General features: G+C 63.2%; 23 protein-coding genes. 12 read left to right on the forward strand and 11 right to left on the reverse strand.

Annotation, left to right across the window (positions count from 1 at the left end; genetic code table 11):
- The first annotated feature begins 167 nt into the window (after window positions 1-167).
- The 6 genes from F759_RS0108210 to proC all read left to right on the forward strand — a co-directional run bounded on the left by F759_RS0108210 (window position 168) and on the right by proC (window position 7,385).
- Window positions 168-1,583, forward strand: a complete 1,416-nt coding sequence (locus F759_RS0108210) for an FAD-linked oxidase C-terminal domain-containing protein (RefSeq protein ID WP_027799423.1) — start codon at window positions 168-170, stop codon at window positions 1,581-1,583.
- Between the two features lie 179 nt (window positions 1,584-1,762).
- Window positions 1,763-3,256 (forward strand): FAD-linked oxidase C-terminal domain-containing protein, encoded by a 1,494-nt coding sequence (locus tag F759_RS0108215; RefSeq protein ID WP_027799424.1) that lies wholly within the window; start codon window positions 1,763-1,765, stop codon window positions 3,254-3,256.
- Window positions 3,257-3,392: 136 nt separating this feature from the next.
- Entirely contained in the window at window positions 3,393-4,481 is a 1,089-nt protein-coding gene (gene glcE / locus F759_RS0108220; protein ID WP_027799425.1) for a glycolate oxidase subunit GlcE, read from the forward strand.
- A gap of 7 nt (window positions 4,482-4,488) precedes the next feature.
- Window positions 4,489-5,715 carry a glycolate oxidase subunit GlcF gene (gene glcF / locus F759_RS0108225; RefSeq protein ID WP_027799426.1) on the forward strand — a complete coding sequence of 409 codons (1,227 nt, stop codon included), beginning with the start codon at window positions 4,489-4,491 and terminating at the stop codon, window positions 5,713-5,715.
- 35 nt (window positions 5,716-5,750) lie between these two features.
- Window positions 5,751-6,449, forward strand: a complete 699-nt coding sequence (locus F759_RS0108230; protein ID WP_027799427.1) for a YggS family pyridoxal phosphate-dependent enzyme — start codon at window positions 5,751-5,753, stop codon at window positions 6,447-6,449.
- 120 nt (window positions 6,450-6,569) lie between these two features.
- Complete coding sequence (proC, locus tag F759_RS0108235; protein ID WP_027799428.1) at window positions 6,570-7,385, forward strand: pyrroline-5-carboxylate reductase; 816 nt, start codon at window positions 6,570-6,572, stop codon at window positions 7,383-7,385.
- A 266-nt stretch (window positions 7,386-7,651) separates the two neighbouring features.
- Here proC and ubiA read toward each other — a convergent pair whose 3' ends face one another.
- The 7 genes from ubiA to recG form a co-directional block, all read right to left on the reverse strand.
- Window positions 7,652-8,515 carry a 4-hydroxybenzoate octaprenyltransferase gene (ubiA, locus tag F759_RS0108240; RefSeq protein ID WP_027799429.1) on the reverse strand — a complete coding sequence of 288 codons (864 nt, stop codon included), beginning with the start codon at window positions 8,513-8,515 and terminating at the stop codon, window positions 7,652-7,654.
- A gap of 278 nt (window positions 8,516-8,793) precedes the next feature.
- Entirely contained in the window at window positions 8,794-9,282 is a 489-nt protein-coding gene (locus F759_RS0108245; protein ID WP_006047907.1) for a Dps family protein, read from the reverse strand.
- Between the two features lie 247 nt (window positions 9,283-9,529).
- Window positions 9,530-9,691, reverse strand: a complete 162-nt coding sequence (locus tag F759_RS43245; RefSeq protein WP_167334012.1) for a hypothetical protein — start codon at window positions 9,689-9,691, stop codon at window positions 9,530-9,532.
- Between the two features lie 74 nt (window positions 9,692-9,765).
- Window positions 9,766-11,220, reverse strand: coding sequence for a catalase (locus F759_RS0108255; protein WP_027799430.1), 1,455 nt, complete (start codon window positions 11,218-11,220; stop codon window positions 9,766-9,768).
- Window positions 11,221-11,299: 79 nt separating this feature from the next.
- Window positions 11,300-11,437, reverse strand: a complete 138-nt coding sequence (locus tag F759_RS43250) for a hypothetical protein (protein WP_167334013.1) — start codon at window positions 11,435-11,437, stop codon at window positions 11,300-11,302.
- Window positions 11,438-11,607: 170 nt separating this feature from the next.
- A complete protein-coding gene (locus F759_RS0108265) occupies window positions 11,608-12,567 on the reverse strand; it encodes a hydrogen peroxide-inducible genes activator (protein WP_027799431.1) in 960 nt (319 codons plus the stop codon).
- Window positions 12,568-12,711: 144 nt separating this feature from the next.
- Window positions 12,712-15,087 carry an ATP-dependent DNA helicase RecG gene (gene recG, locus F759_RS0108270; protein ID WP_027799432.1) on the reverse strand — a complete coding sequence of 792 codons (2,376 nt, stop codon included), beginning with the start codon at window positions 15,085-15,087 and terminating at the stop codon, window positions 12,712-12,714.
- A gap of 167 nt (window positions 15,088-15,254) precedes the next feature.
- Between recG and queA the strand changes: the two genes are divergently transcribed.
- The 5 genes from queA (at window position 15,255) to secF (ending at window position 21,343) form a co-directional block, all read left to right on the forward strand.
- Window positions 15,255-16,313 (forward strand): tRNA preQ1(34) S-adenosylmethionine ribosyltransferase-isomerase QueA, encoded by a 1,059-nt coding sequence (gene queA, locus F759_RS0108275; protein WP_027799433.1) that lies wholly within the window; start codon window positions 15,255-15,257, stop codon window positions 16,311-16,313.
- A gap of 156 nt (window positions 16,314-16,469) precedes the next feature.
- A complete protein-coding gene (tgt, locus tag F759_RS0108280) occupies window positions 16,470-17,660 on the forward strand; it encodes a tRNA guanosine(34) transglycosylase Tgt (protein ID WP_027799434.1) in 1,191 nt (396 codons plus the stop codon).
- A gap of 197 nt (window positions 17,661-17,857) precedes the next feature.
- Complete coding sequence (gene yajC / locus F759_RS0108285; protein WP_007179286.1) at window positions 17,858-18,187, forward strand: preprotein translocase subunit YajC; 330 nt, start codon at window positions 17,858-17,860, stop codon at window positions 18,185-18,187.
- A 118-nt stretch (window positions 18,188-18,305) separates the two neighbouring features.
- Entirely contained in the window at window positions 18,306-20,375 is a 2,070-nt protein-coding gene (secD, locus tag F759_RS0108290) for a protein translocase subunit SecD (protein WP_027799435.1), read from the forward strand.
- Between the two features lie 17 nt (window positions 20,376-20,392).
- Window positions 20,393-21,343 (forward strand): protein translocase subunit SecF, encoded by a 951-nt coding sequence (secF, locus tag F759_RS0108295; RefSeq protein WP_027799436.1) that lies wholly within the window; start codon window positions 20,393-20,395, stop codon window positions 21,341-21,343.
- A gap of 220 nt (window positions 21,344-21,563) precedes the next feature.
- Here the strand turns inward: secF and F759_RS0108300 are convergent, their stop codons facing one another.
- The 4 genes from F759_RS0108300 to F759_RS0108315 form a co-directional block, all read right to left on the reverse strand.
- Complete coding sequence (locus F759_RS0108300) at window positions 21,564-22,841, reverse strand: MFS transporter (RefSeq protein WP_027799437.1); 1,278 nt, start codon at window positions 22,839-22,841, stop codon at window positions 21,564-21,566.
- Window positions 22,842-23,197: 356 nt separating this feature from the next.
- Window positions 23,198-23,767: a YceI family protein gene (locus F759_RS0108305; protein WP_027799438.1), complete on the reverse strand. Its 570-nt coding sequence runs from the start codon at window positions 23,765-23,767 to the stop codon at window positions 23,198-23,200.
- 63 nt (window positions 23,768-23,830) lie between these two features.
- On the reverse strand, window positions 23,831-24,394 hold the full coding sequence (locus F759_RS0108310; protein ID WP_027799439.1) for a YceI family protein: 564 nt from the start codon (window positions 24,392-24,394) through the stop codon (window positions 23,831-23,833).
- An 8-nt stretch (window positions 24,395-24,402) separates the two neighbouring features.
- A complete protein-coding gene (locus F759_RS0108315) occupies window positions 24,403-24,963 on the reverse strand; it encodes a cytochrome b (protein ID WP_027799440.1) in 561 nt (186 codons plus the stop codon).
- A gap of 381 nt (window positions 24,964-25,344) precedes the next feature.
- Here F759_RS0108315 and F759_RS0108320 point away from each other — a divergent pair, with 381 nt between their 5' ends.
- Window positions 25,345-26,124: a paraquat-inducible protein A gene (locus F759_RS0108320; RefSeq protein WP_027799441.1), complete on the forward strand. Its 780-nt coding sequence runs from the start codon at window positions 25,345-25,347 to the stop codon at window positions 26,122-26,124.
- Window positions 26,125-26,131: the final 7 nt, after the last annotated feature.

Raw genomic sequence — 26,131 nt, forward strand, 5'->3', positions numbered from 1 at the left:
AGGCCGAAATCATTGATGAGACCGGACCAAACGCTAAAGCACTAACTCAAGGTCGAAATCATTGACGGGACCAGAGCAAGCGCTAAAGCGCCAACTTCAGGTCGAAATCATCGATGCGACCGGACTAAGCGCTAAAGCACTAACTCCGGTCGACACAGGAGACATGCGTGAATCATCCCGTTCCGCCGGCCCCGCTACGCCGGCCCTTCCCCGCCGAATTGCTGAGCGCGCTCACGAACGCCTTCGGCGAGCGCCTGTCAGTCGCGCAAGCAGTGCGTGAACATCATGGCCGCGACGAATCACCGTTCGATCCCCAACTGCCCGACGCTGTCGTCTTCGCGCGCAATACCGAAGACGTGCAAACCGCCGTCAAGCTGTGCGGCCAGTACAACGTGCCGATCATTCCGTACGGCAACGGCTCGTCGCTGGAAGGACATCTGCTCGCGGTGCAGGGCGGCGTGTCGATCGATCTGTCGGAAATGAACCGCGTGCTGTCGATCAACGCCGAAGATCTGACGGTCACCGTCGAGCCCGGCATCTCACGCAAGCAGTTGAACGAAGCACTGCGCGACACCGGCCTCTTCTTCCCGATCGATCCGGGCGCCGACGCGAGCATCGGCGGCATGTCGGCCACGCGTGCGTCCGGTACGAACGCGGTGCGCTACGGCACGATGCGCGAGAACGTGCTGGGGCTCACCGTTGTGCTGGCCGACGGCCGCGTCATCAAGACCGGCACGCGGGCGCGCAAATCGTCCGCGGGTTACGATCTCACGCGTTTGTTCGTCGGTTCGGAGGGCACGCTCGGCGTGATCACCGAAATCACCGTGCGTCTTTATCCGCAGCCGGAGGCCGTGTCCGCCGCCGTGTGCGCATTTCCGTCGATGGGCGACGCGGTGCGCGCCGTCATCGAAACGATTCAGATCGGCGTGCCGATTGCACGCGTCGAGTTCGTCGACGCCCTCGCGATCCGCTCGATCAACCGGCATTCGAATCTGACGCTGCGCGAAGCGCCCACACTGTTCTTCGAATTCCACGGCACCGAAGCCGGCGTAAAGGAACAGGCCGAACTCGTGCAGGAACTCGCCGCGCAGAACGGCGGCGAAGGGTTCGAATGGGCGACGCGGCCGGAAGACCGCAGCCGTCTGTGGAACGCGCGCCACAACGCCTATTTCGCGATGCTGCAACTGAAGCCCGGCTGCCGCGCCGTCACGACCGACGTCTGCGTGCCGATCTCGCGACTCGCGGAATGCGTCGTCGAGACGGAACAGGATCTAAAGGAGTCGCCGCTGCCCTGCCCGATCGTCGGCCATGTCGGCGACGGCAACTTCCACGTCGCGATTCTGATCGATCCGGGCAAGCCCGAGGAACTCGCCGAGGCGGAACGGTTGAACCATCGCATCGTGCAGCGCGCGCTGCGCATGGACGGCACGTGCACCGGCGAGCATGGCGTGGGTCTGCACAAGATGGGCTTTCTGCTCGAAGAACACGGCGACGTCGCGGTCGACACGATGCGCTCGATCAAGCACGCGCTCGATCCGCGCAATCTGATGAACCCCGGCAAGATTTTTAGCTGGGCGGCGTGAAACGTTGCGACGCGCGTTACTGAGTGGGACCGAGCAGGGCTTGGCGCGGCTAAGGTCGCCTAAGTCGACTAAGCGCAACCGGGCACGATCGAGCGCAATCAAGCCGCGGCGGCCGCAACCGCCCCGCGACCCAAGCGCCGGATAGCACGATGGGTGAGAGACAAGAGGAGACGACACACATGAACGCACCCGCCGAATTGACGGCCGAGGTTCTCGCCCAGCGCCAGCGCGAAGTCGTGCAGGCGCTGATGGCTGTCCTGCCGAACCACTGTCTGCTGTATCGCGACGAAGACACTGTCGCGTACGACTGCGACGGCCTCGCCGCCTATCGTCGTCTGCCGCTGGCCGTCGCGTTGCCGGAAACGGAGTCGCAGGTCCAGCGAATCGTGCAGATCTGCCATCGTCTCGGTGTGCCTATCGTGCCGCGCGGCGCGGGCACGGGCCTCTCCGGCGGCGCGATGCCGATTCGCCACGGCGTGGTCGTGTCGCTCGCGCGCTTCAGGAAGATCGTCGAAGTCGATTCCTACGCGCGAACCGCCACGGTGCAACCGGGCGTGCGCAATCTGTCGATTTCGGAAGCGGCCGCACCGTACGGCTTGTACTACGCACCGGACCCGTCGTCGCAGATTGCCTGCACGATTGGCGGCAATGTGTCGGAGAACTCGGGCGGCGTGCATTGCCTCAAATACGGCCTCACCGTGCACAACGTGCTGCGCGTGCGCGCCGTGACGATGGAAGGCGACATCGTCGAATTCGGCTCGCTCGCGCCCGACGCACCCGGCCTCGATCTGCTCGCCGTGCTGATCGGCAGCGAAGGCATGTTCGCGATCGTCACCGAAGTCACCGTCAAGCTGATCCCGAAACCGCAAACGGCGCAGGTCATCATGGCCAGTTTCGACGACGTCGTGAAAGGCGGCGATGCAGTCGCCGGCATCGTCGCGGCGGGCATCATTCCGGCTGGTCTCGAAATGATGGACAAACCGGCCACGCGCGCCGTCGAAGAATTCGTGCACGCGGGCTACGACCTCGAAGCGGCAGCGATCCTGCTGTGCGAATCCGACGGCACGCCAGAGGAAGTCACCGACGAAATCGTCCGCATGACCGCGGTGCTGCGCGAACATGGCGCGACCCGCATCCAGATCTCGCGCACAGAAAACGAGCGGCTGCGCTTCTGGTCCGGCCGCAAGAACGCGTTCCCCGCCGCGGGCAGGATTTCGCCGGACTACTACTGCATGGACGGCACGGTGCCGCGCCGCAGTATCGGGCCGCTGCTCTCGCGCATCGAAGAGATGGAGAAAAAATACGGGCTGCGCTGCATCAACGTGTTTCATGCGGGCGACGGCAACATGCATCCGCTGATCCTCTTCAATGGCAACGACCAGGACGAATGGCACCGCGCGGAAGCGTTCGGCTCGGACATCCTGGAAGCCTGCGTCGAACTGGGCGGCACGGTGACGGGCGAGCACGGCGTCGGCATCGAAAAGATCAATTCGATGTGCGTGCAGTTCTCGCCCGAAGAGCGCGATGCGTTTCACGCCGTCAAACGTGCCTTCGATCCGGCCGGGCTGCTAAACCCGGACAAGGGAATTCCTACGCGAGCGCGTTGTGCGGAGTACGGCAAGATGCATGTGCGAGGCGGTCTGTTGCCGCATCCGGAATTGCCGCGCTTCTAGCGCCAAGCAACGCGCATAGACGGTTGTGGCGGCGTTTCACTCCATCCCACCCTGATTACCCGATGCGGGTCCGCTCCGGGTTGCCAGCGAGCCCCCGCCCGGTACAATCGATCGAAACACAACGAAGCAGGGCATCATGGAAGAGGACGACATCGTCGCCGTATGGTCGGAACGCGTGCGTTCCGCCAGCGCCGCGGGACGCGCGTTGCGCATCCGCGGCGGCGGCACGAAAGACTGGTACGGCCAAACGCTGGAAGGCGAGATCCTCGACACGCGTGCTTATCGCGGCATCATCGCGTATGACCCGGCCGAGCTGGTGATCACCGCGCGCGCCGGCACGCCGCTGCTCGAAATCGAAGCCGCGCTCGCCGAACACAATCAGATGCTCGCCTTCGAGCCGCCGCACTTTGGGCCGCAAGCCACTTTCGGCGGCTGCGTGGCCGCAGGCATCGCCGGCCCGCGCCGTCCGTCGGCCGGTGCGGCGCGCGACTTCGTGCTCGGCGCGGTCATCATGAACGGCCAGGGGCAGACACTGCATTTTGGCGGCCAGGTGGTGAAAAACGTCGCCGGTTATGACGTCTCCCGTTTGATGGCGGGTTCGCTCGGCACGCTCGGGCTGATCCTCGAACTCTCGGTCAAGGTTCTGCCGCAGCCGCAGGCCGAGACCACGCTCAAGTTCGACATGAACGGCACCGACGCGGTCCGCAAGCTCAACGAATGGGGCGGCCGGCCGCTGCCGATCACCGCGAGCGCGTGGCGGCACGGTACGCTCGCCGTGCGTCTCGCGGGCGCGGAGAGCGCGGTCAAGTCGGCGCGTTCGTCGCTGGGCGGCGAGGTTGTCGATGCCGTCGAGGCCGAACGCTTCTGGGCGGGCCTGCGCGAACAGACCGACTCGTTCTTCGCCGCGATTCCGCCGAAAGCCGCGCTATGGCGGCTCGCGCTGCCGTCCATCACCGAGCCGCTGCAACTGCCCGGCGCACAATTGATGGAATGGGGCGGCGCGCAGCGCTGGTGGATCACGGACACCGACGCGCAAACGGTGCGCATCAGCGCGAAGCAAGCCGGCGGCCACGCGACGATCTTCCGCACGGGTCTCGGCTACGACCGTGGCGCGGGCGTGTTCACACCGCTGCCGGCGCCGCTGATGAAAATCCATCGCGGCCTGAAAACCGCTTTCGACCCGGCCCGCATCTTCAATCGCGGCCGTCTCTACCCCGACTTTTGAGCGCGCGATGCAAACCAATCTCGCGGACTTCATTCGCAATACGCCCGATGGCGACGAAGCCGACGCCATTCTGCGCAATTGCGTGCACTGCGGCTTCTGCACGGCCACCTGCCCGACCTATCAACTGCTCGGCGATGAACTCGACGGCCCGCGCGGCCGCATCTATCTAATCAAGCAGATGGTGGAAGGCGCGGAAGTCACGCGCAGCACGCAGGTTCACCTCGACCGGTGCCTCACTTGCCGCAATTGCGAAACGACCTGCCCGTCGGGCGTGCAGTACGGCAAGCTGGTCGAAATCGGCCGCAAGATCACCGAAGAAAAAGTAAAGCGCCCGCTCGGCCAGCGCCTCACGCGCAGGTTCCTCGCGAGCTTCGTGCCGAACAGCGCGCTCTTCACGCCGACCATGCGGGTCGGCCAGCATTTCCGTGCGCTGCTGCCGCGCAAACTGCGCGACAAGGTGCCGGCGCGGCAGCGTCCGCTCGAATGGCCGACCGCGAACCACACGCGCAAGATGCTGATGCTCGCGGGCTGCGTGCAACCGTCGATGATGCCCAACGTCAACGTCGCCACCGCGCGCGTGCTCGATGCGCTCGGCATCGAAACGCTGGTCGCGCCGGACGCCGGCTGCTGCGGCGCGGTTCGTCTGCATCTCGGCTACAACGACGAAGCGCTCGACGACATGCGCGCCAACATCGACGCGTGGTGGCCGTATGTCGAACAGGGTGTCGAGGCGATCGTGATGAACGCGTCGGGCTGCGGCGCGACTGTGAAGGAATACGCGCACCTGTTGCGCCACGATCCGGCCTATGCGGAGAAAGCGCGCCGCATCGTCGAATTGACACGCGACATCGCGGAGATTTTGCCGGAGTTCGAGGAACAACTTCTGTCCGTCACGCGCCGCCGTGCGATTCACACGGTTGCTTTTCATCCGCCCTGCACGTTGCAGCACGGACAGCAGGTGCGCGGCAAGGTCGAGCATCTGTTGACAAAGCTCGGCCTGGACGTGCGTCTGCCCGCCGACAATCACCTGTGCTGCGGCTCCGCCGGCACCTACTCGCTCACGCAGCCGAGGCTCTCGTATGCGCTGCGCGATCAGAAGCTCGAGCGGCTTCATGCGCAGGAGCCGCAAGTGATCGTGTCGGCGAACGTCGGCTGCATTTCGCATTTGCAGAGCGGCACGTCGACACCGGTCGCGCACTGGATCGAACTGGTCGAGCACATGCTGTCCGTATAATCGGGGCATCGCCTTCCGTCCGGTTCCGTTCGTTCATGCCCGATCTGATTCATAACCTCGAAGCAGTGCAGCAGCGCATCGCAATGGCCGCGCACGTGGCCGGGCGCGACGCGCGTTCCATCGCCCTGCTCGCGGTCTCGAAGACCTTTCCCGCCGAAGACGTGCGTGCCGCGCATGCCGCCGGTCAACGCGCATTCGGCGAAAACTACGTGCAGGAAGCGCTCACGAAAATCGAAGCGCTCGCCGATTTACGCGGCACGCTGGAATGGCATTTCATCGGCCCGTTGCAGTCGAACAAGACGCGGCCGGTCGCCGAAAACTTCGACTGGGTGCACTCGGTCGATCGCCTGAAGATCGCGCAGCGGCTTTCCGAACAACGGCCCGACGATCTGCCGCCGCTGAATGTTTGCTTGCAGGTCAACATCAGCGGCGAGGCTTCGAAAAGCGGCGTCAGCGTCGCGGAAGCTCGTGAAGTCGCGAGAGAAATCGCCGCGCTGCCCAAGCTCACATTGCGCGGCCTGATGGCGATTCCCGAGCCGGCCGGCAGCATCGACGAACAGCGCGTGCCGCATCGCCGGTTGCGCGAACTGTTCGAGCGTCTGCTCGACGAAGGCCTTCATCTCGACACGCTCTCGATGGGCATGTCGAGCGATCTGGAGGCCGCGGTGCTCGAAGGCGCGACCATCGTGCGCGTGGGCACCGCGATCTTCGGCGCGCGCGATTACTCGAACTAGCGGTTTCAGACGCGGTTGCAGACGCGGTTGCAAGCGCGGTATCGGACGCGGTATCAAGTGCGATCGCAAATGCAGTGACAAGCGCGGTTGCAAGCGCTCAATCAAACTTTCCGGAACATCATGAAAATTGCTTTTATCGGCGGCGGCAACATGGCTGCGGCGTTGATCGGCGGTCTTATCAAGCGTGGAGTGGCGCCCGCCGATCTGTACGCGATCGATCCCAACGAAGACGCGCGCAAGCGCAACGAAGATCAGTTCGGCATCAAGACCGGCGCCGCCGCCGATGCCGCACTCGCCGCATATGACGCCGTCGTGCTCGCAGTAAAGCCGCAGATACTAAAGACCGTCGCCGAGTCGCTGGCGCCGCATCTGAAGGCGTCGCAACTGGCAATCAGCATCGTCGCAGGCATTCGCATGGACGACATGGCGCGCTGGCTCAACGGCCACACGCGGATCGTGCGCGTCATGCCGAATACGCCGGCGTTGATCGGCATGGGCGTCGCCGGATTGACCGCGACCGCCAGCGTCGATGAAGCGGGCCGCGCGCTTGCATCGCAGGTATTAAACGCAGTGGGCCAAACCGTATGGTTCGACGACGAAGCCAAAATCGACGCCGTCACCGCGATTTCGGGAAGCGGCCCGGCCTACGTGTTTTACTTCATCGAAGCGTTGCAGGAAGCCGCGCGCCAACTCGGCATGGACGAAGCGCAAGGCCGCGCGCTCGCCGTCGCGACCTTCACCGGAGCCGCGCAACTGGCGGCGAATTCGGACGAGCCGCCGAGCGTATTGCGCGAACGCGTGACATCGAAGGGCGGCACGACGGCCGCGGCGCTCGCGTCGTTCGACGCTAGCGGCATCAAGGAAGCGATCGTGCGAGGCGCGCTCGCCGCCGATGCACGCGCGAAAGAAATGGGCGACGAGTTCGGCAAGCAGTAACGGCGGGCATCGCCGGGTACCGCGTACTGCTTGCAGCCTAACGCTGCTGCGTACCGCTTATCGCCTATCACCTGCTAAAGCGGCAGACGCCGTAGGTGCGCGCGGCCTTTATTCAACCCGATCCGCGCTTACGGCAGACGAAGGTGCGTCCGGCGCGCTCGCGGCCTCAACGGCTGTGGCACGGAACCGGCGAATATGCCGGCGACGGTTGACGAGCAAAAAAAGAAGAGATAACAGGGGCACGCGCATAACGCCTTGCTAAAGACTCAAAACGAAGCCACCGCATAATGCGCGGCAATACCGACGAACAACGCGCCGCCCAGCCAGTTGTTATGCCGGAACGCCGCGAAGCACGCCATCCGCTCACGGTTGCGAATCAGCGTGTAGTGATAGACCGCACAGCCCGCCGCACCGATCCACCCCAACCAGTACAGCGCGCCGAAACCGAGCATCACGCCGATGCCGACGTAGATTCCAAGCGTCACCGCATAGCAGAGCATGATCGCGGCCACGTCGAAGCGGCCGAACGTCAGCGCCGAAGTGCGAATGCCGATCTTGATGTCGTCGTCGCGATCGACCATTGCATATTCGGTGTCGTAAGCAACCGACCAGAATACGTTGGCGAGCAGCATGACCCAGGCGAGCGTCGGCACCTGGTTCTGCACGGCCGCGAACGCCATCGGAATACCGAAGCCGAATGCGATACCCAGATACGCCTGCGGAATGGCGAAGAAACGCTTGGTGAACGGATACGAGCCGGCGACGAACAGCGCGGCCACCGACAACTCCTTCGTCAACGTATTGAGCGGCAGAATCAGCAGAAAAGCCAGCAGCGACAAACCGGCCGCGAGCGCCACGGCTTCCCACGCCGTCACCTTGCCCGACGTGATCGGCCGATTCTCGGTGCGCTTCACATAGCGGTCGAAATCGCGGTCGGCGTAGTCGTTGATCGCACAGCCCGCGGAGCGCATCAGCACGGTGCCCACCGTGAAAATCACGAGCAGCGGCCAGGACGGATGTCCGTCGGACGCGATCCACAGCGCGTTGAGCGTCGGCCAAAGCAGCAGCAGACTGCCGATAGGCTTGTCCATACGCACGAGGCGCAGATAGAGCGGAAGTCGGGCGAACATGGCGAACTCGGTGAAGGCAGGTGAAATGCGAAAACGGTGCCGCTATTTTACGGGATGCCGCCGGCGGGCAGCGCCGGTGCGGCTCGCACGTCAAAGGCTCATGCCGCGACAGCGGTTTCGAAAGCCCGCCGCAAAAAAAGCCTCCCGCGAGGGGAGGCTTTGGCATATGCAGATCTACGTGGCTGTGTCGGTTGTTCCTGTCAATTGCGGCTCCGGTGAACCAGACCGGAACAAAACCGAGCGGACCGAACCGGCAATGAGCCGGCAACTTCGCCGAATCAGGCCAGCATGGAGCGCAGCATCCACGCGGTCTTTTCGTGCGTCTGCATGCGCTGCGTCAGCAGGTCGGCGGTCGGCTCGTCGTTCGCGGCTTCCGTCGACGGGAAAATCGCGCGCGCGGTACGCACCACCGCTTCCTGACCTTCCACCAGCTGGCGGATCATTTCCTCGGCAGCCGGCACGCCGTCCGCTTCCGGAATCGACGACAGCTTCGCGAAGTCCTTGTAGCTGCCTGGCGCATGCACGCCGAGCGCGCGAATCCGTTCAGCGATCGAATCGACGGCGAGCGCCAGTTCGTTGTATTGCGTTTCGAACATCAGGTGCAGCGTGTTGAACATCGGACCCGTCACGTTCCAGTGAAAGTTGTGGGTCTTCAGGTACAGCGTGTAGGTGTCCGCGAGCAGACGCGACAGACCTTCCGCGATCTTCTTGCGATCCTTGTCGCTGATCCCGATATTGACGTGCTGTACAGCTTCTTTTTTGGCCATGATGACTCCTTTGAAGAGTGATACGAACCGGTGGCGAAGTAAGTGCGTGCCATAGGCCTGCTGACGGCGAACCCGGCAGAATGAGCGCTCGACAGTTTATCTTAGAAAGGCGCTTGACTCGTGTGGCCCACGGTCACTACGCTGCGCGCGCGCCTTGCGATGCCCTGCGCCTGTCTCAGCAGTGGCTCCCTGCCGCAAGCCGAGACCGACACCCATGCATGCGCCCTCTGGTATCGTCTCGCGCCCTCTACCCGCCAAACGCGTGTTGCAGCGCTTGCGCCGCGATCACCGCGAGCCCGCTCGTCACGATCGCGAAGCCCAAGGCTCTGCGCATTCTCAACGCATATTGCCGTTGCGCGCGATGAGCGGCCGACGATCTGCCGGCAGTGGCCTTCATCATCTCGATCATAAGCGTGCTCCTCGGTTCGCCCGGTTTCTATCGATATTCGCGGGGCGCCGGCGCGCCCCGCCTGTGCCTGCCCGTTACTTCTTGCGGCCTTCCGTGAGTTCGGCCATCGCGGCGATCACGCCATCGGCATAGGCCGGATCGATGCGGCGGAAATGCTCGACCGCGCGCGCGACGATCTCCTGCGGCACACCGTTGATGTGCCGCGCGATGTTGCCGAACAGACGTTCGCGCTGCGCCGCGTCGAAGAGCGCAAACAGCATGCCCGGCTGCGTGTAGTAATCGTCATCCGCGCGATGGTCGTAACGATCCACCGCACCCGCTGCAAGCGGCGGCTCCGACGCGTTAGCGTCCGGCGCGAAGTCGCCAAAGCGGTTCGGCTCGTAGTTCACGTTGCCGCCCAGGTTGCCATCCGTGCGCATTGCTCCGTCGCGATGGAACGAATGCGGGTTCGGCACACGCGACGCATTCACCGGAATCTGATGGTGATTGATGCCGAGGCGATAGCGCTGCGTGTCGCCGTAAGAGAAAAGACGACCCTGCAACAACCGGTCGGGCGAGAAGCCGATGCCCGGCACCACGTTGGCCGGCGTGAACGCTGCCTGCTCAACGTCCGCGAAATAGTTGGCGGCGTTGCGGTTCAGTTCGATCGTGCCGACGTCGATCAGCGGGTAGTCTTTCTGCGACCACACCTTCGTGATGTCGAACGGATTGAAGCGATACGCCGCAGCTTGCGCCTCCGGCATCACCTGAATCGCAAAGCGCCATTTGGGGAAGTTGCCCGCGTCGATGTTGCCCACCAGATCGCGCTGCGCGCTTTCGCGGTCTTGCGCGACGACTTGCGACGCCTCGGCATCGGTGAAGTTTTCAATGCCTTGCTGCGACTTGAAGTGGAACTTCACCCAGAAGCGCTCGTTGTTCGCGTTGATAAACGAGTACGTGTGCGAACCGAAACCGTGCATCTGACGGTAGTTCTTCGGAATGCCGCGATCGCTCATCAGGATCGTGACCTGATGCATCGACTCGGGATGACGTGTCCAGAAATCCCACGCTGCAATGTTGTTGCGCAAGTTCGTGTACGGGTCGCGCTTTTGCGTGTGGATGAAGTCCGGAAACTTCAGCGGATCGCGGATAAAGAACACCGGAGTGTTGTTGCCAACCACATCCCAGTTGCCTTCTTCGGTGTAAAACTTGATCGAAAAGCCTCGCACGTCGCGTTCCGCGTCGGCCGCGCCGCGCTCGCCCGCCACCGTCGAAAACCGCATGAAGAGCGGCGCTTCCTTGCCCACTTCGGCAAATACTTTCGCCTTCGTATAGCGCGAGATGTCGTGCGTCACCTTGAGCGTGCCGAAGGCGCCCGAGCCCTTAGCATGAACGCGGCGCTCGGGAATCACCTCGCGGTCGAAGTGAGCGAGCTTTTCGAGCAGCCACACGTCTTGCAGGACTACCGGGCCGCGCACGCCGGCTGTCATCGAATTCTGGTTATCTGCGACGGGCGCGCCGGCGGCATTGGTGAGCTTACGTTCGGACATGCGGAACTCCTGGATGGTTTTCGTTCAACGGATTGTGGGAGAAGCGCGGCAAGGCGATGCCGAAGGCTTAGACGAACAGTCAGGCCGACAAGGCCCGATCGACAAGCAAAGAAACCGCGACCGTGCGCAGGCCGAGCATGGCCGCCGCAAAACCGGCGTTAGCGTCGGCCGGTTCAGCGGCGAGCGTCTGAGTTTGCTGCAAGTTCGATTGCGTCATGATGTCCTCCAGGTGCGGGTGATCGGGCGATCTATGGAGGACACTATATCAAGACTATCGGATACTCGTGTTTTATAAATTTTATCTATCTGATAGCCGCTCTTTCGCCATCGGGAGCACTTCGCGCGCCGGCTACGGCCCAAAGCCGCCAGCGCCGGCCCCGCCGTCGTTCAGTTGACCGCGACCGGCAGTTCCAACTTCTTGACGCCGGGCAGATCGCAGGCGTTGATTGCGTCGCAAATCGCATCGATAGCGGGCATCCGCGTAAAGCTCTTGCGCCACGCGAGCACGACGCGGCGATCAGGCACCGGCTCGTCGAATGGCACATACGACAGCAGCCCTGAGTCGATGCCGCCTGCGTGCGGCTTCACCTCGTGCACCGACATACGCGGCAGCACCGTAATGCCGACGCCGCTTGCGACCATATGGCGGATCGTTTCCAGCGACGATCCTTCGAATGTCTTCTGGATGCCATCGGCGTTCTGCGAGAAGCGCATCAGTTCCGGGCAGACACCCAGCACGTGATCGCGGAAACAGTGGCCACTGCCCAGCAGCAGCATGGTTTCCTGCTTCAGATCGTCGGGGTCGATCTTCTGACGGTTTTCCCACGCGTGACCCGACGGCAGCGCTACGACGAAAGGCTCGTCGTATAGCGGGCGCAGCATCAGGCCGGTTTCGGGGAACGGCAGCGCCATGATTGCGACGTCGATCTCGCCCTGCTTGAGCAGTTCGATCAGTTTCAGCGTGTAATTTTCCTGCAGCATCAACGGCATTTGCGGGACGCGCTTGATCATCTGCTTGACGAGCGTAGGCAGCAGATACGGTCCGATCGTGTAAATCACGCCGAGACGCAGCGGTCCGACGAGCGGGTCCTTGCCCTGCTTGGCGATTTCCTTGATGGCGAGCGTCTGTTCAAGCACACGCTGAGCTTGTGTGACGATCTGCTCGCCGATCGGCGTGACACTCACTTCGCTCGTGCCGCGCTCGAAAATCTGCACGTTGAGCTCGTCCTCGAGCTTCTTGATGGCCACCGACAACGTCGGCTGGCTAACGAAACACGCTTCGGCGGCCCGGCCGAAGTGCCGCTCGCGGGCAACGGCGACGATGTACTTCAATTCGGTGAGCGTCATTGGGGGACCAATCAGTGCGGTGGATTCGATAGGTTCTAGTTATACACCCATAGGGTCGGTTCGCCAACCTCGTTCCCCCTTTGATATCCGCAAAACGCGCCAGGCGGCACACCACCCGACGGACGCAGGCGCCCGCGCGTCCGCTCACGCCTTCAGATAGTGTTCGCGTGCGCCCAGCCAGCGCGCGAGATGCTGCGTGACGACCTCCGGATACTTTTCGAGCAGGGCCGCAGCCGCTTCGCGTGCGGGCTCGATCAGCCATTGATCGTTTTGCAGGTCGGCAAACCGGAGCATCGCCGCGCCAGATTGCCGCGCGCCGAGAAACTCGCCGGGACCGCGAATTTCGAGGTCGCGGCGCGCGATTTCGAACCCGTCCGTCGTTTCGCGCATGGTCTGCAAGCGCGCGCGCGCCGTCATCGACAACGGTCCCGTGTAGAGCAGCACGCATACCGACGCCGCGCTGCCGCGCCCCACGCGTCCACGCAACTGGTGCAGCTGCGCGAGTCCGAAGCGCTCGGCGTGCTCGATCACCATCAGCGACGCATTGGGCACGTCGACGCCCACTTCGATCACCGTCGTCGCGACCAGCAGTTGCACTTCGTTGCGGGTAAAGGCGTCCATGACCGCCGCTTTTTCAGCCGGCGCGAGTCGGCCGTGCACGAGTCCGACTTTCAGTTCAGGCAAAGCTGCGACGAGCGTTTCGTAGGTCTCGACTGCGGTCTGCAATTGCAGCGTCTCGCTTTCTTCGATCAGCGGACAGACCCAGTAGACCTGACGCCCGGTCAGCGCGGCCTCGCGCACCCGGCCGATCACTTCTTCACGGCGCGCGTCGGACACGAGCTTGGTCAGGATCGGCGTGCGTCCGGGCGGCAATTCGTCGATGGTCGATACGTCGAGGTCCGCGTAGTAGGTCATGGCGAGCGTGCGCGGAATCGGCGTTGCGGACATCATCAGTTGATGCGGCTGGAAATCGCGCGCGCCGTCGGCGGCGTTTTTCGCTTTTGCACGCAGCGCGAGCCGCTGTGCGACGCCGAAGCGATGCTGTTCGTCGACGATCACGAGCCCGAGGCGCGCGAACTCCACGGCGTCCTGAATGATCGCATGTGTGCCGATTACGAGTTGCGCGGTGCCGAGCGCCGCGGCTTCGATCGCGGCGCGCTTTTCCTTGGCCTTCAGACTGCCCGCGAGCCACGCGACGTTCACCCCAAGCGGCTCCAGCCAGCCACGCAGTTTGCGCGCGTGCTGCTCGGCGAGGATTTCGGTTGGCGCCATCAGCGCGGCCTGATAACCGGCGTCGATGGCCTGCGCGGCGGCCAGTGCGGCGACAATCGTCTTGCCGCTGCCGACGTCGCCCTGCAGGAGCCGCTGCATCGGATGCGGCTGCGTCAGATCGAGTGCGATTTCGCCGCCGACGCGTTCCTGCGCCTTGGTCAGCGAAAACGGCAACGCTTTGAGCAAACGCGCGACCAACGCAAATTCGTCGCCCAGCGTGCGGCGCGGCATGGGCGGCGCGGCGCGCGTGCGGCGCTCCTCGTGCGCGCGCTTGAGCGACATCTGCTGCGCGAGCAGTTCTTCGAACTTGATGCGCACCCATGCTGGATGCGTGCCGTCGATCAACGCCGTTTCATCAGACTGCGCGCCCGGATGATGCAGCGTGCGCACCGCGTCCATCAGCGAGGGTACGCCGAGCGGCTGCAACCATTCGCGGGCGACCGCTTCGGGCAACAGTTCCGGCAACGACGTGCGCGACAGCGCGTTGTCGATCGACTTGCGCAAATACGCCTGCGTGACGCCAGCGGTGCTCGGATACACCGGCGTGAGCGCTTGCGGCAGCGGCGTGTCTTCGTCGACGACGCGCACCGCCGGATGCACCATCTCCATCCCGAAGAAGCCGCCGCGCACGTCGCCGCGCACGCGCAGCCGCGCACCGATTGCCATCTGCTTGACCTGCGAACCGTAGAAGTTCAGAAAGCGCAGCACGAGTTCGTCGCCAGCGTCGTCGCGCAGTTTGACGAGCAACTGGCGGCGCGGACGATAGGCGATCTCGTTGTCGAACACGACGCCTTCCGTCTGCGCGACGCCGCCTGGCAGCAGGTGGCCGATAGGCGTGAGCGAGGTTTCGTCCTCGTAGCGCATCGGCAGGTGCAGCACGAGGTCGATGTCGCGGGTGAGGCCCAGCTTCGCGAGCTTGTCGGCGGGTTTGGCTGTGGGTTTGGCGGCTGATTTGGCCGATGCGGTCGCAGGCGCTTTGACGGCGGTGGTCTCGGGCGTTTGCGACGATGTTTGCTCCAGCCTTTGCGGGAGCGTTTGCCCCGACGTTTGCTCGGGTTTTTGCTCCGGCGCCTTGCCCGGCGGCTGCTCGCCCGCTGCCCCGCCGCGCGCCGCCCGCTTGCGCTGCGCCGGCGCGCTGTCGTCAGGCCCGCGCGCATCCGCCGCCGCGCCGCCTCGCGCGACGGAGGCGGCCGGTTCGGCGCTCACTTCATCGGTAGCGGAGGGCAATCGGCGGTCGGACAAAGGCATGGGCTGCTTCGCAAGTACAATATCGGCTGTCAAAAGTATCGAAGGGTGCGCCGCTATGCGCTGGCTGCGCGAGCGCCGGCTCGCAGCACGCCGCGGCGCCCCGCAATCATAGCCGCCCGGCCCGGCCTGCGGCTCAATTCAGTCTCCATTCGCTTCCAGTCGTTCGCATGTTCAAGCTTTCCGATTTCGATTTCGATCTGCCGCCCGAGCTGATCGCGCAAGTCGCGCTGCCCGAGCGCAGCGCCAGTCGCCTGCTCCAGGTGGATAACGCGGCCGATGCCGACGGCGCCGCGCGTCTGGTCGACCGCCGCTTCGCCGAACTGCCCGAATGCATTTCGGCCGGCGATCTGCTGGTCTTCAACGATACCAAAGTCCTGAAGGCGCGCTTCCTCGGCCAGAAGGCCAGTGGCGGAAAAGTCGAAGTTCTGGTCGAGCGCCTCACCGGCGAGCGCACAGCGCTTGCGCAGATCCGCGCGAGCAAGAGCCCGCAGCCGGGCACCACGATCCGTCTTGCCGATGCGTTCGACGTGACCGTCGGCGAGCGCGTGGAGCCGTTCTACACGCTGCATTTCCCCGACGACTGCCTGACGCTGATCGAGCAATTCGGCCGTTTGCCGTTGCCGCCGTACATCGAGCACGACCCCGACTCGACCGACGAAACGCGCTATCAGACCGTCTTTGCGCAGAATCCTGGCGCGGTCGCGGCGCCCACGGCGGGCCTTCATTTCGACGATGCCCTGCTGGCGCGGCTCGACGCCGCCGGCGTGCAGCGCGCCACGCTGACGCTGCATGTCGGCGCGGGCACGTTCCAGCCGGTGCGCGTCGAGAACCTGGCCGAGCACAAGATGCACAGCGAGTGGTATCACCTGCCGCAATCGCTCGCGGACAAAATCGCGGAGACGAAGGCGCGCGGCAACCGCGTAATCGCGGTGGGCACGACGTCGATGCGCGCGCTGGAAGCCGCCGCGCGCGACGCCGAAGCCGCTGGCCGTCCGCTCGGCGCGGCGAGCACCGAGACGGACATTTTCATCACGCCCGGCTACAGGTTTCGCGTGGTCGACCAGCTCGTGACCAACTTTCATTTGCCGAAATCGACGCTGCTGATGCTGGTGTCGGCCTTCGCGGGCGTGGAGACGATTCGCGCCGCGTATCGTCACGCAATCGGGCAGCGTTATCGCTTTTTCAGCTACGGCGATGCGATGCTGCTTACGCGGCGCGACGGTTAAGCGACTACGGCGCTGCGCTATTCAAGCGCCGGGACGCCCACGGCCGTACACGCCGTAACGACGTTTCTTTGCAGTTTCGAAGCCGCCGCGAAGCCTTTGCGACGGTGTTTCATTGTTCGCGCCGGACTGTTCTCCGGTAGCCTGGGACTTACCTCAATGACCATCGGTTATCAATCGCCACAAGCAACATTCGAGCGCCCCGCCAGCGGCCTCAAATTCGAACTACTCGGCACGGACGGCCAGGCGCGCCGCGGCCGCGTCACGCTGAATCACGGCGTCGTCGAAACGCCGATCTTCATGCCGGTCGGCACCTATGGCACGGTGAAAGCCGTCCAGCCGCGCGAGCTCGAGGAAATGCACGCGCGGATCATTCTCGGCAACACGTTTCATCTCTGGCTACGGCCGGGGCTCGAAACAATCGGTGCGCACGGCGGCCTGCACGGCTTCATGGGCTGGAAAAAGCCGATACTGACCGACTCCGGCGGCTTCCAGGTCTTTTCGCTCGGCGACCTGCGCAAGATCACCGAAGACGGTGTGACGTTCGCTTCGCCGATCAATGGCGACAAGCTGTTCCTGTCGCCGGAAGTGTCGATGCAGATCCAGAAAGTGCTGAACTCGGACATCGTCATGCAGTTCGACGAATGCACGCCGTACGCGACCAATAACGTGCCGACCTCGCACAAGGAAGCGGCCGACTCCATGCGCATGTCGATGCGCTGGGCACAGCGCTCGATCGACGAATTCCAGCGGCTCGGCAATCCTAACGCGCTGTTTGGCATCGTCCAGGGCGGCATGTTCGAGGAGCTGCGCGACGAGTCGCTCGCGGGTCTCGCCGAGAAAGACTTCCACGGCCTCGCGATCGGCGGGCTGTCGGTCGGCGAGCCGAAAGAAGACATGATGCGCGTGCTGAACCATATCGGCCCGAAACTGCCAGCCGACAAGCCGCACTATCTGATGGGCGTCGGCACGCCGGAAGATCTGGTCGCAGGCGTCGCGGCAGGCGTCGACATGTTCGATTGCGTGATGCCGACCCGCAACGCGCGCAACGGCTGGCTCTTTACGCGCTTTGGCGACATCAAGATCCGCAACGCGACGCATAAGAATTCGCTGCGCCCGCTCGATGAGCAATGCAACTGCTATACATGCCGAAATTTCACTCGCGGCTACCTGCATCATCTGCATCGTGTGGGAGAAATTCTCGGCGCGCAACTGAATACGATTCACAACCTGCACTACTACCTGGAACTGATGCAGGAAATGCGCGACGCCATCGACGCGAAAATGTTCGAGCCGTTCCGTAAGCGCTTTCACGAGAACCGCGCGCGCGGCATCGACGACGCGCCATAACGCCGCGCGCTGTCGGATTCTGCGGAAGAATCCGTCAGACGCTTACAGAAAACCTTACAATCTACTTTCGAGGACGGCGAAAAGGGCTTTAAACGATTGATCGCAAAGCCGAATCGCCGCGCCGACGCGCGTAACGCCGGTGGTAGAATAACCGGCTGATTTTTTTGATTGATTTGACCTATAACGGAGAGACCAACGTGTCGTTCATTTCCAATGCCTTCGCTCAAGGCACAGCAACTGGTGGCATTGAATCGAATCTGATGAGCTTTCTGCCGCTGATCCTGATGTTCGGCGTGCTGTACTTCATCATGATTCGCCCGCAAATGAAGCGCCAGAAAGAACATCGCAACATGCTCGCCGCGATGGCCAAGGGCGACGAAGTGGTGACGAACGGCGGCATCGTCGGCAAGGTGACCAAGGTGGGCGAGGCTTACGTCGGCGTCGAAATCTCGGAAGGCACGGAAATCACCGTGCAGAAAGCGTCGGTCACGACGATTCTCCCGAAGGGCACGATCAAGTCGCTGTAAGGCCTGCTCTCTCGCGTCCGGCGCGGCCTCGCCGGCGATCCTCTGGCAAGCCATGCCGGGTCGCCCGCGCTCATCGCCGGGCGCATCGCTTTCAAGCCAACCTCCCGTTGGACTACTCATGAATCGTTACCCCCTCTGGAAATATGCCGTGATGCTGGTGGCTCTCGTCATCGGCCTCCTGTACACGCTGCCCAATCTGTTCGGCGAAGCGCCGGCGGTGCAGGTGTCGAGCGGCAAGGCGACGGTCAAGCTCGACTCGACCACGCTGTCGGCCGTCGAAGCCGCGCTCGCAGCCAATAAGATCAAAGCCGACGACGTCACGTTCGACAACACGTCGGCCAACGCGAACATTCGCGTGCGTCTGCCGGACACCGACACGCAGTTGCGCGTGAAGGACCTGTTGCAGAAGTCGCTGAACAGCGACCCCACCGACCCGCAGTTCATCGTTGCGCTGAACTTGCAAAGTGCGTCGCCGCGCTGGCTGACTGCCTTGCACGCGCTGCCCATGTATCTCGGTCTCGACTTGCGCGGCGGTGTGCACTTCCTGCTGCAAGTCGACATGGCGGGCGCGCTGAACAAGAAGCTCGACTCCGACGCTTCTGACGCCCGCACGCTCTTGCGCGACAACAATATCCGCGACGGCGGTGTGAACCGCGTCAACCAGACGGTGGTGATCAATTTCGCCGACCAGGCCACGGCGGACAATGCAGTCAAACAACTGAGCCGCAGCATCAGTGAGCTCCAGTGGGCGTCGCAGAACGGCCCGGACGGCTCGGTACAGCTCGTCGGGACATTCACGCCGGCTGTGCAAAAAGCCGTGCAGGACGCCGCGCTTAAGCAGAACATCACCACGCTGCACAACCGCGTGAACGAACTCGGCGTGGCGGAGCCGGTGATCCAGCAACAAGGCGCGGACCGCATCGTGGTCGAACTGCCGGGCGTGCAGGACACGGCGAAGGCGAAAGACATCATCGGCCGCACGGCAACGCTCGAAGCGCGCCTCGCCGATCCGGTCAACACGCACCCGAATCCGTCGGACCCGGTGCCGCCGGGCGACGAACTGTTCACGCACGGCAACCAGACGCCGGTGCTGCTGAAAAAGCAGATCATCTTTACGGGCGACCGGATTATCGACGCGTCTGCGGGCTTCGACGAACATCAGCGTCCGTCCGTCAACATTCGCCTCGACTCGGCGGGCGGCCGGGCCGTGCGCAGCGTGTCGCGCGACAACATCGGCAAGCCGATGGCGATGGTGCTGTTCGAAAAGGGCAAGGGCGAAGTGCTGACGGTGGCGACCATCCAGTCGGAACTGGGCGACCGCTTCCAGATTACCGGTCAAGCCACGCCGCAAGGCGCCGCCGACCTCGCGCTGCTGCTGCGCGCCGGTTCGCTCGCCGCACCGATGGACATCATCGAGGAACGCACGATCGGCCCGAGCCTTGGCGCGGACAACATCAGGAAGGGCTTCCACTCGGTGGTGTGGGGCTTCGCGGCCATCGCCGTCTTCATGATCGCGTACTACATGCTGTTCGGCGTGATTTCGATGATCGGCCTGTCCGTGAACCTGCTGCTGCTGATTGCCGTTCTTTCCATGTTGCAGGCCACGCTCACGTTGCCGGGCATCGCCGCTATCGCGCTGGCGCTCGGTATGGCGATCGACGCGAACGTGCTGATCAACGAACGCGTGCGTGAAGAGCTCCGCAACGGCGCGCCGCCGCAACTTGCCATTCAGAACGGCTACGCGCATGCATGGGCGACGATTCTCGATTCGAACGTGACCACGCTGATCGCCGGTATCGCGCTGCTTGCCTTCGGTTCGGGCCCGGTGCGCGGTTTTGCGATCGTCCACTGCATCGGCATTCTCACGTCGATGTTCTCGGCAGTGTTCTTCTCGCGCGGCATCGTCAACCTTTGGTACGGCGGCAAGAAGAAGCTGAAGTCGCTGGCAATCGGCCAGGTGTGGCGTCCGGAAACGGCACCCGCAGGCTCGGCTGCTTACCTCGGTAACGACGACGCTGCAACCGACACCGCACAAGCCATGCGTGCAGCATCCGCGGCAGCAGCCAAGCCGAAAGCGCCGGCCGCGGCCGCGCAGTCGCGCACAGGCAAGCCGACCGTGCGCCGCAGAAACGCACAGAGCGCATCCGGCACGCCGAACACGCCGCAGAAACCGGGTTCATCCCGCTGAGCCCCGGAGAACAAGACATGGAATTTTTCCGCTTTCGTAAAGACATTCCGTTCATGCAGCGTGCGTTGATCTTCAACGCAATTTCGCTGCTGACGTTCCTCGCCGCGGTGTTCTTTCTCGTGCACCGCGGGCTGCATCTGTCGGTGGAGTTCACCGGCGGCACGGTGATCGAAGTGCAATATCCGGGCGCAGTGCCGCTCGATCCGGTGCGCGGCACGCTGAACAAGCTCGGTTACGCCGACGCGCAAGTGCAGAATTTCGGCACCTCGCGCGACGTGCTGATCCGGCTACCGCTCAAGCAAGGTTTGACGTCCGCGCAACAGAGCGACCAGGTCATGAGCGCGCTGAAGACCGACACGCCGCAGGTGCAGTTGCAACGTGTCGAGTTCGTCGGTCCGCAGGTCGGCAAGGAGCTCGCCACCGACGGTCTGCTCGCGCTGGCCTGCGTGGTGGCCGGCATCGTGATTTATCTGTCGTTCCGTTTCGAATGGAAGTACGCGGTGGCGGGCGTGATCGCAAACTTGCACGACGTCGTGATCATTCTGGGCTTCTTCGCGTTCTTCCAGTGGGAGTTCTCGCTGTCGGTGCTGGCCGCCGTGCTCGCGGTGCTGGGCTACTCGGTGAACGAGTCGGTGGTTATTTTCGACCGGATTCGCGAAACCTTCCGCCGCGAACGCAAGTTGACGGTGATCGAGGTCATCAACCATGCAATCACGAGCACGATGTCGCGAACCGTCATCACGCACGGCTGTACGCAGATGATGGTGTTGTCGATGTTCCTGTTCGGCGGCCCGACGCTGCACTACTTCGCTCTCGCGCTGACGGTCGGTATTCTGTTCGGTATCTACTCGTCCGTATTCGTTGCCGCGGCGCTTGCCATGTGGTTCGGCGTGAAACGTAACGATCTGATCAAGGACAATAAAGAACGCGTCGATCCGAACGATCCGAACGCGGGCGCGCAGGTCTGATCGCCTTGAAGTCTGGCGCGGGCGACGCGCGAGTTAGCGCGCGGTCAGCCCTCGCAATGTAAAAAGGCCGGTTCGTCTCGAACCGGCCTTTCGCGTTTATGCGCCTGTCAGCCGCGCCTGTCGGTCCCACCTGTCAGCCCCGCCTGTTAGCCCCCCGCGTGGTCAGCCGTGCTTTACTGCCAAATTCGCTCCGTGCGCCGTCCGGCTAAACCGTCGACATCTACCGAAACCCCAGCTTACGCCGCGCCGCCATCAGCGCTGCGACGCTCAGAAGCGCGGCGAAAATGAGGTAGTAACTCGGTGCCGCCTTCGACCCCGTAAAGCCGATCAACCACGCAATGATGAACGGCCCAAAGCCGCCGAAAACCGTCACCGCGATGTTATAGGCAAGCGACATGCCGGTTGTACGCGTCTGCACCGGAAACATCTCCGACAGCAAACCCGGCAGCGCCGCGAAATAGCCCGTCATCAGGAATCCGAGCACGACTTGCAGCGCGATCAGCGTGCCGAAGGTGGGGTGGGCGACCAGATAGACGAACGCCGGATAGATCAGCACGAGCAGCAGCACTGCCGAAATCAGCATGATCGTGGTACGCCCATGCCGGTCCGACAGATGCCCGACCAGCGGTGCAAATACCATCTGAATCAAGCCCGTCAACGCGATCGCCGAGAACGCGACTGAAGGCGCAAGCCCCAGTTGCTTCACGCCGAAGGTCGGCATGAACAGCACGAGGTAAGTGGATACCGTGCCGAGCACCACGGCGCCGATCGCGATCAGTAGCCGTAGTTTCTGGCTCGCGAACGTGTCGCGCAGCGGCGTAGTCGTGGTTTCCGCGGCGAGAAACTCGGGCGTCTCATCCAGCTTGGTCCGGATGTACCAGGCGACCGGTCCGATCAGAAGCCCGAAGAAGAACGGCACGCGCCATCCCCATGACGCCATCTGGTCCGGCGTTAGATTTCCCGTGAGTGCAACGCCGAAGCCCGCGGCAAGCAGCGTCGTGAGCCCCTGGCTTGCGACCTGCCAGCTTGCGAAAAAGCCGCGCCGCCCCGGCACATGCTCTGCGAGAAAAGCGGTCGCGCTGCCGAACTCGCCGCCGGCCGAAAAGCCCTGCATCAAGCGCGCGATGACGAGAATCACCGGTGCCGCAATGCCAATGCTCCCGTAAGTCGGCAAAACCGCGATGATCAGCGTGCCGCCCATCATCAGCAGGATGGACAGCGTGAGCGCCGCCTTGCGCCCGGCCCGGTCCGCGTACGCGCCAATCACGATTGCGCCGAGCGGTCGCATGAAAAACGACACGCCGAACGTGCCGAGCGTAAGCAACAGCGAGACGGTGTCGTTGCCGGCCGGAAAGAACAGCTTCGCGATGACCACGGCAAAAAACCCGTAGACCACCAGGTCGAACCATTCGAGCGCGTTGCCGATCGACGCGGCGATCACCGCCCGCCACGAATTTCGCCGGCTTCCCGCAAGGCTTGCTGCTGTCGTTGCGTTCATGCAGATCTCCAGTTTGCGCGAATATTATGGATGCGGACTCAGGCCCGATCTCGCCGTATTGGATGCGCGCACAACCAATGCGGTGCCAGCGCTCTATGTACCCGAAAAATTAAACCGACGCGAGCGGCAAATTCCGCGCCCGCGCCGCATAAGGCCCGCGCGCCGCTGCTTGCGGCTGCTCCATGAAAAAACCGCTTCGTCGCGGAAGCGAACGAAGCGGCGAAAAGAGGTGAAACACGAGGCGAAACAGGAGGCAAAACGAGCCGCGAAAGAGAAGTCAAGCTAGCGGCTCTCTCGTGCTGCGCCGCAACGGCGGAGTCATCGCAACGGCGTGCGCAGGCACGCACCGTCAGCGCTTACTGTTTGATGCCTTCAGCCTGAATGTGCAGCTTCGTGTCCATATTGAAGCCATACTTCGTGCCGAAATCCATGCCGTAATCCGCGCGGTTGAAATGCCCGCTCGCTTCGACGCCGCACACTTCGCGCTTGAGCATCGGGTGCGGCATGCACTTGAACGACTCCACCTTCAGATTGAGCGGCTTCGTCACGCCGTGCAGCGTCAGGCTGCCGACCACTTCCGAGGGCTTGTCGCCGTCGAACTTGATGTCGGTGCCTTTATACGTCGCGGCGGGGAACTTGGACACGTCGAAAAATTCCGCTGCCTTCAGATGGTCGTCGAGCTTGCCGTTGCCGGTGGAAACCGAAGCCGGGTCGACGTTCACTTCAACCGTGCCGGTTTTCGCCGCGCGGTCGAGCGTGACAGTGCCCGAACTCTTCGTAAACTTGCCGCGCCACACCGACAGACCGCCGAGGTGGTCTGCTTCAAAGCTCGGATAGGTGTGACTCGGGTCGAGCTGATAGGTGTCCGCGGCGGCAAATGCGCCAAGCGAAACGCAGGAGGCCAATGCACCAGCGGCGATCAACATGGATGTCTTCAATTCATGCTCCCAGTCAGTTAAAAACGGCTGCACTGAAACGCGCAGCGCAAGTCATTTATGTGCGGCGACGATATGAAACTTGATGACCACGTCATCGGCAACAACCGACGTGTCCTTCCATTCGCCTGTGCCGATGTCGAATTGCGAACGCCTGATCGGCAGCGAACCGTCGAACGTTTGCGTCGCGCCTTGCTGCGTCACGGTGACGGGCACCACGACCGTCTGCGATTTGCCCTTGATCGTCAGCTTGCCTGTCACTTTGTACTGGTTGCCGCCGGCCGGCGCAATCGCGCTGGAGACGAACGTCGCGCTCGGATAGGTCTTCGCGTCGAACCATTCCTTGCCGCGGACCTGCTCGTTATAGCTCTCGTCGCCGAGATCGTAGCTGCCGACGTCGATGTTCAGCTGCGCACTGCCCTCGGCCGGCTTGGCCGGGTCGAACTTGAGCTGCGCACTGAATTTACCGAATTTGCCTTCCACCGGCACGTTCATCTGCTTCGACGTGGCCGTGACCGAACTCTTCGCGACATCCACCTGGGCCAGCGCGCTGCCGGCCGCGGTCAGCGAGGCCGCGGCAAATGCCGCGAGCATATAGCGATAAAACGAAACCTTCATGGTTGTCCTTATCTGAGGAAGGGAAGCATGCGCGACAGCAGGCCGTCGCGGTCGAGCCACTGATGCTTGAGCGCCGCCGCGACGTGCAGCCCGACGAGCACCAGCAATGTGTAATTCAGCACGATATGGACACTCTTGAGCAGCTCCTTCAGATGCGGGTCCGGCGCGATGAGACGCGGCAGCGGAATCAGCCCGAGATAGACGACCGGCACGTTCGCCGCCGAGCTATACAGATAGCCGGAGACGGGAATCGCGATCATCAACACATACAGCAGCAGATGCACGAGATGCGCGGCGCCGCGCTGCCATGCAGGCATGCGGCGCGGCATCGCGGGAGCGCCATTCGCCGCGCGCCAGAGAATGCGCAGGATAGCCAGCGCGAACACCGTTACGCCGATCCATTTATGCCAGGAAAAATAACGCAGTTTGGTGGGTGTAAAGCCCGGGATGTCGGTCATCACCCAGCCGAGCGCGAAGCCGCAAACGATCAGCAATGCGATCAGCCAATGAAAGGCAATGGCAGTCCGCGTGTACGACTCCCGGCCACCGAATGAAGGATTGTGTGCCATGACAGGTCAACGCTTGCTAAGAGAGGTTAACGACGCGGCAAGCCCGACTATTCCGCACCGATGCAAAGTCCATCGACAGATGGCCGGGCGCCGCAGCCTTCGAGACGCGCCAGGCCGCCATGCTACCCGAAGCGTAAAAAGCTGGCTGCGGCGATGTTAAATTTACCGAAAGGCAGGCCAGCGCGCGGTTGACCACGCCGTTGAACAATTGGGGACGGAGGCTGTCAGACCGCTCACGCTCTGGCCGCACTGCAAGAGCCCGCGCGGCGCTGCAACGCCTTTTGGTACTATTGCTGCACAATTTTTCACAGACCTGCGATATTCACCGACATTTGCGACCGGCATTGCACGCTTACTCATACATCGTTGGCCCGCTGCCGTATGGAACATGACAACCTGATCGCGTGCCATGAGTGCGATACGCTGTTCCGCAAGCCTCGGCTTGCCGGGCGCAAGGTCGCGCGCTGTCCGCGCTGCCGCGCGACGCTCTACAGCGGCGTGTCGCGCAAGCTCGGCGGCATCGGCGCAATGACGCTCGCCGCGCTGATCACGTTCCTGATCGCACAGGGCTTTCCGATCGTCGAACTCGAAACAAACGGCATCACCTCGCAGACCACGCTGTTCGGCGCGCTCGTCGCGCTCTGGAACGAGAACATGCAGATCGTGGCCGTTATGGTGTTCTGCTCGACCATTCTCTTTCCGCTCACCGAACTCGTCGCGCTACTTTACTTGCTGATTCCGCTGCGCTCGGGCTATGTGCCCGCGGGCTTCAACCGCGTCTTGCGCGCTATCCAGTTCGTCCGTCCCTGGGGGATGATCGAAGTGTTCATGCTCGGCGTGCTGATCACGATCGTGAAGATGGTGAGTCTCGCGCGCGTGATTCCCGAGGCGGCGCTCTTCGCGTTCGGTGCACTGACACTGATGTTCGCCGTGGTCGTCACTTTCGATCCGCGCATTCTGTGGGATCTCGCCGACGAACTCGGCGCGCGCAATCAGCGGCCGCTGCCGCGCACGTCGGCCGATAGCGCGGCGCTCGCCCTCGGCTCGGTGGCTGGGCCGCCCGCTCCGCCCGTTCCGCAAGCCGACGCGGACCCTGACGTGGACGGTGACGCGGCCCCGGGCGCGAGGCCCGGCGTGCCCCCGGCGCCGCACCGAGGATGAGCCGCGC

Source organism: Paraburkholderia dilworthii, from assembly GCF_000472525.1.
Taxonomy (GTDB): domain Bacteria; phylum Pseudomonadota; class Gammaproteobacteria; order Burkholderiales; family Burkholderiaceae; genus Paraburkholderia; species Paraburkholderia dilworthii.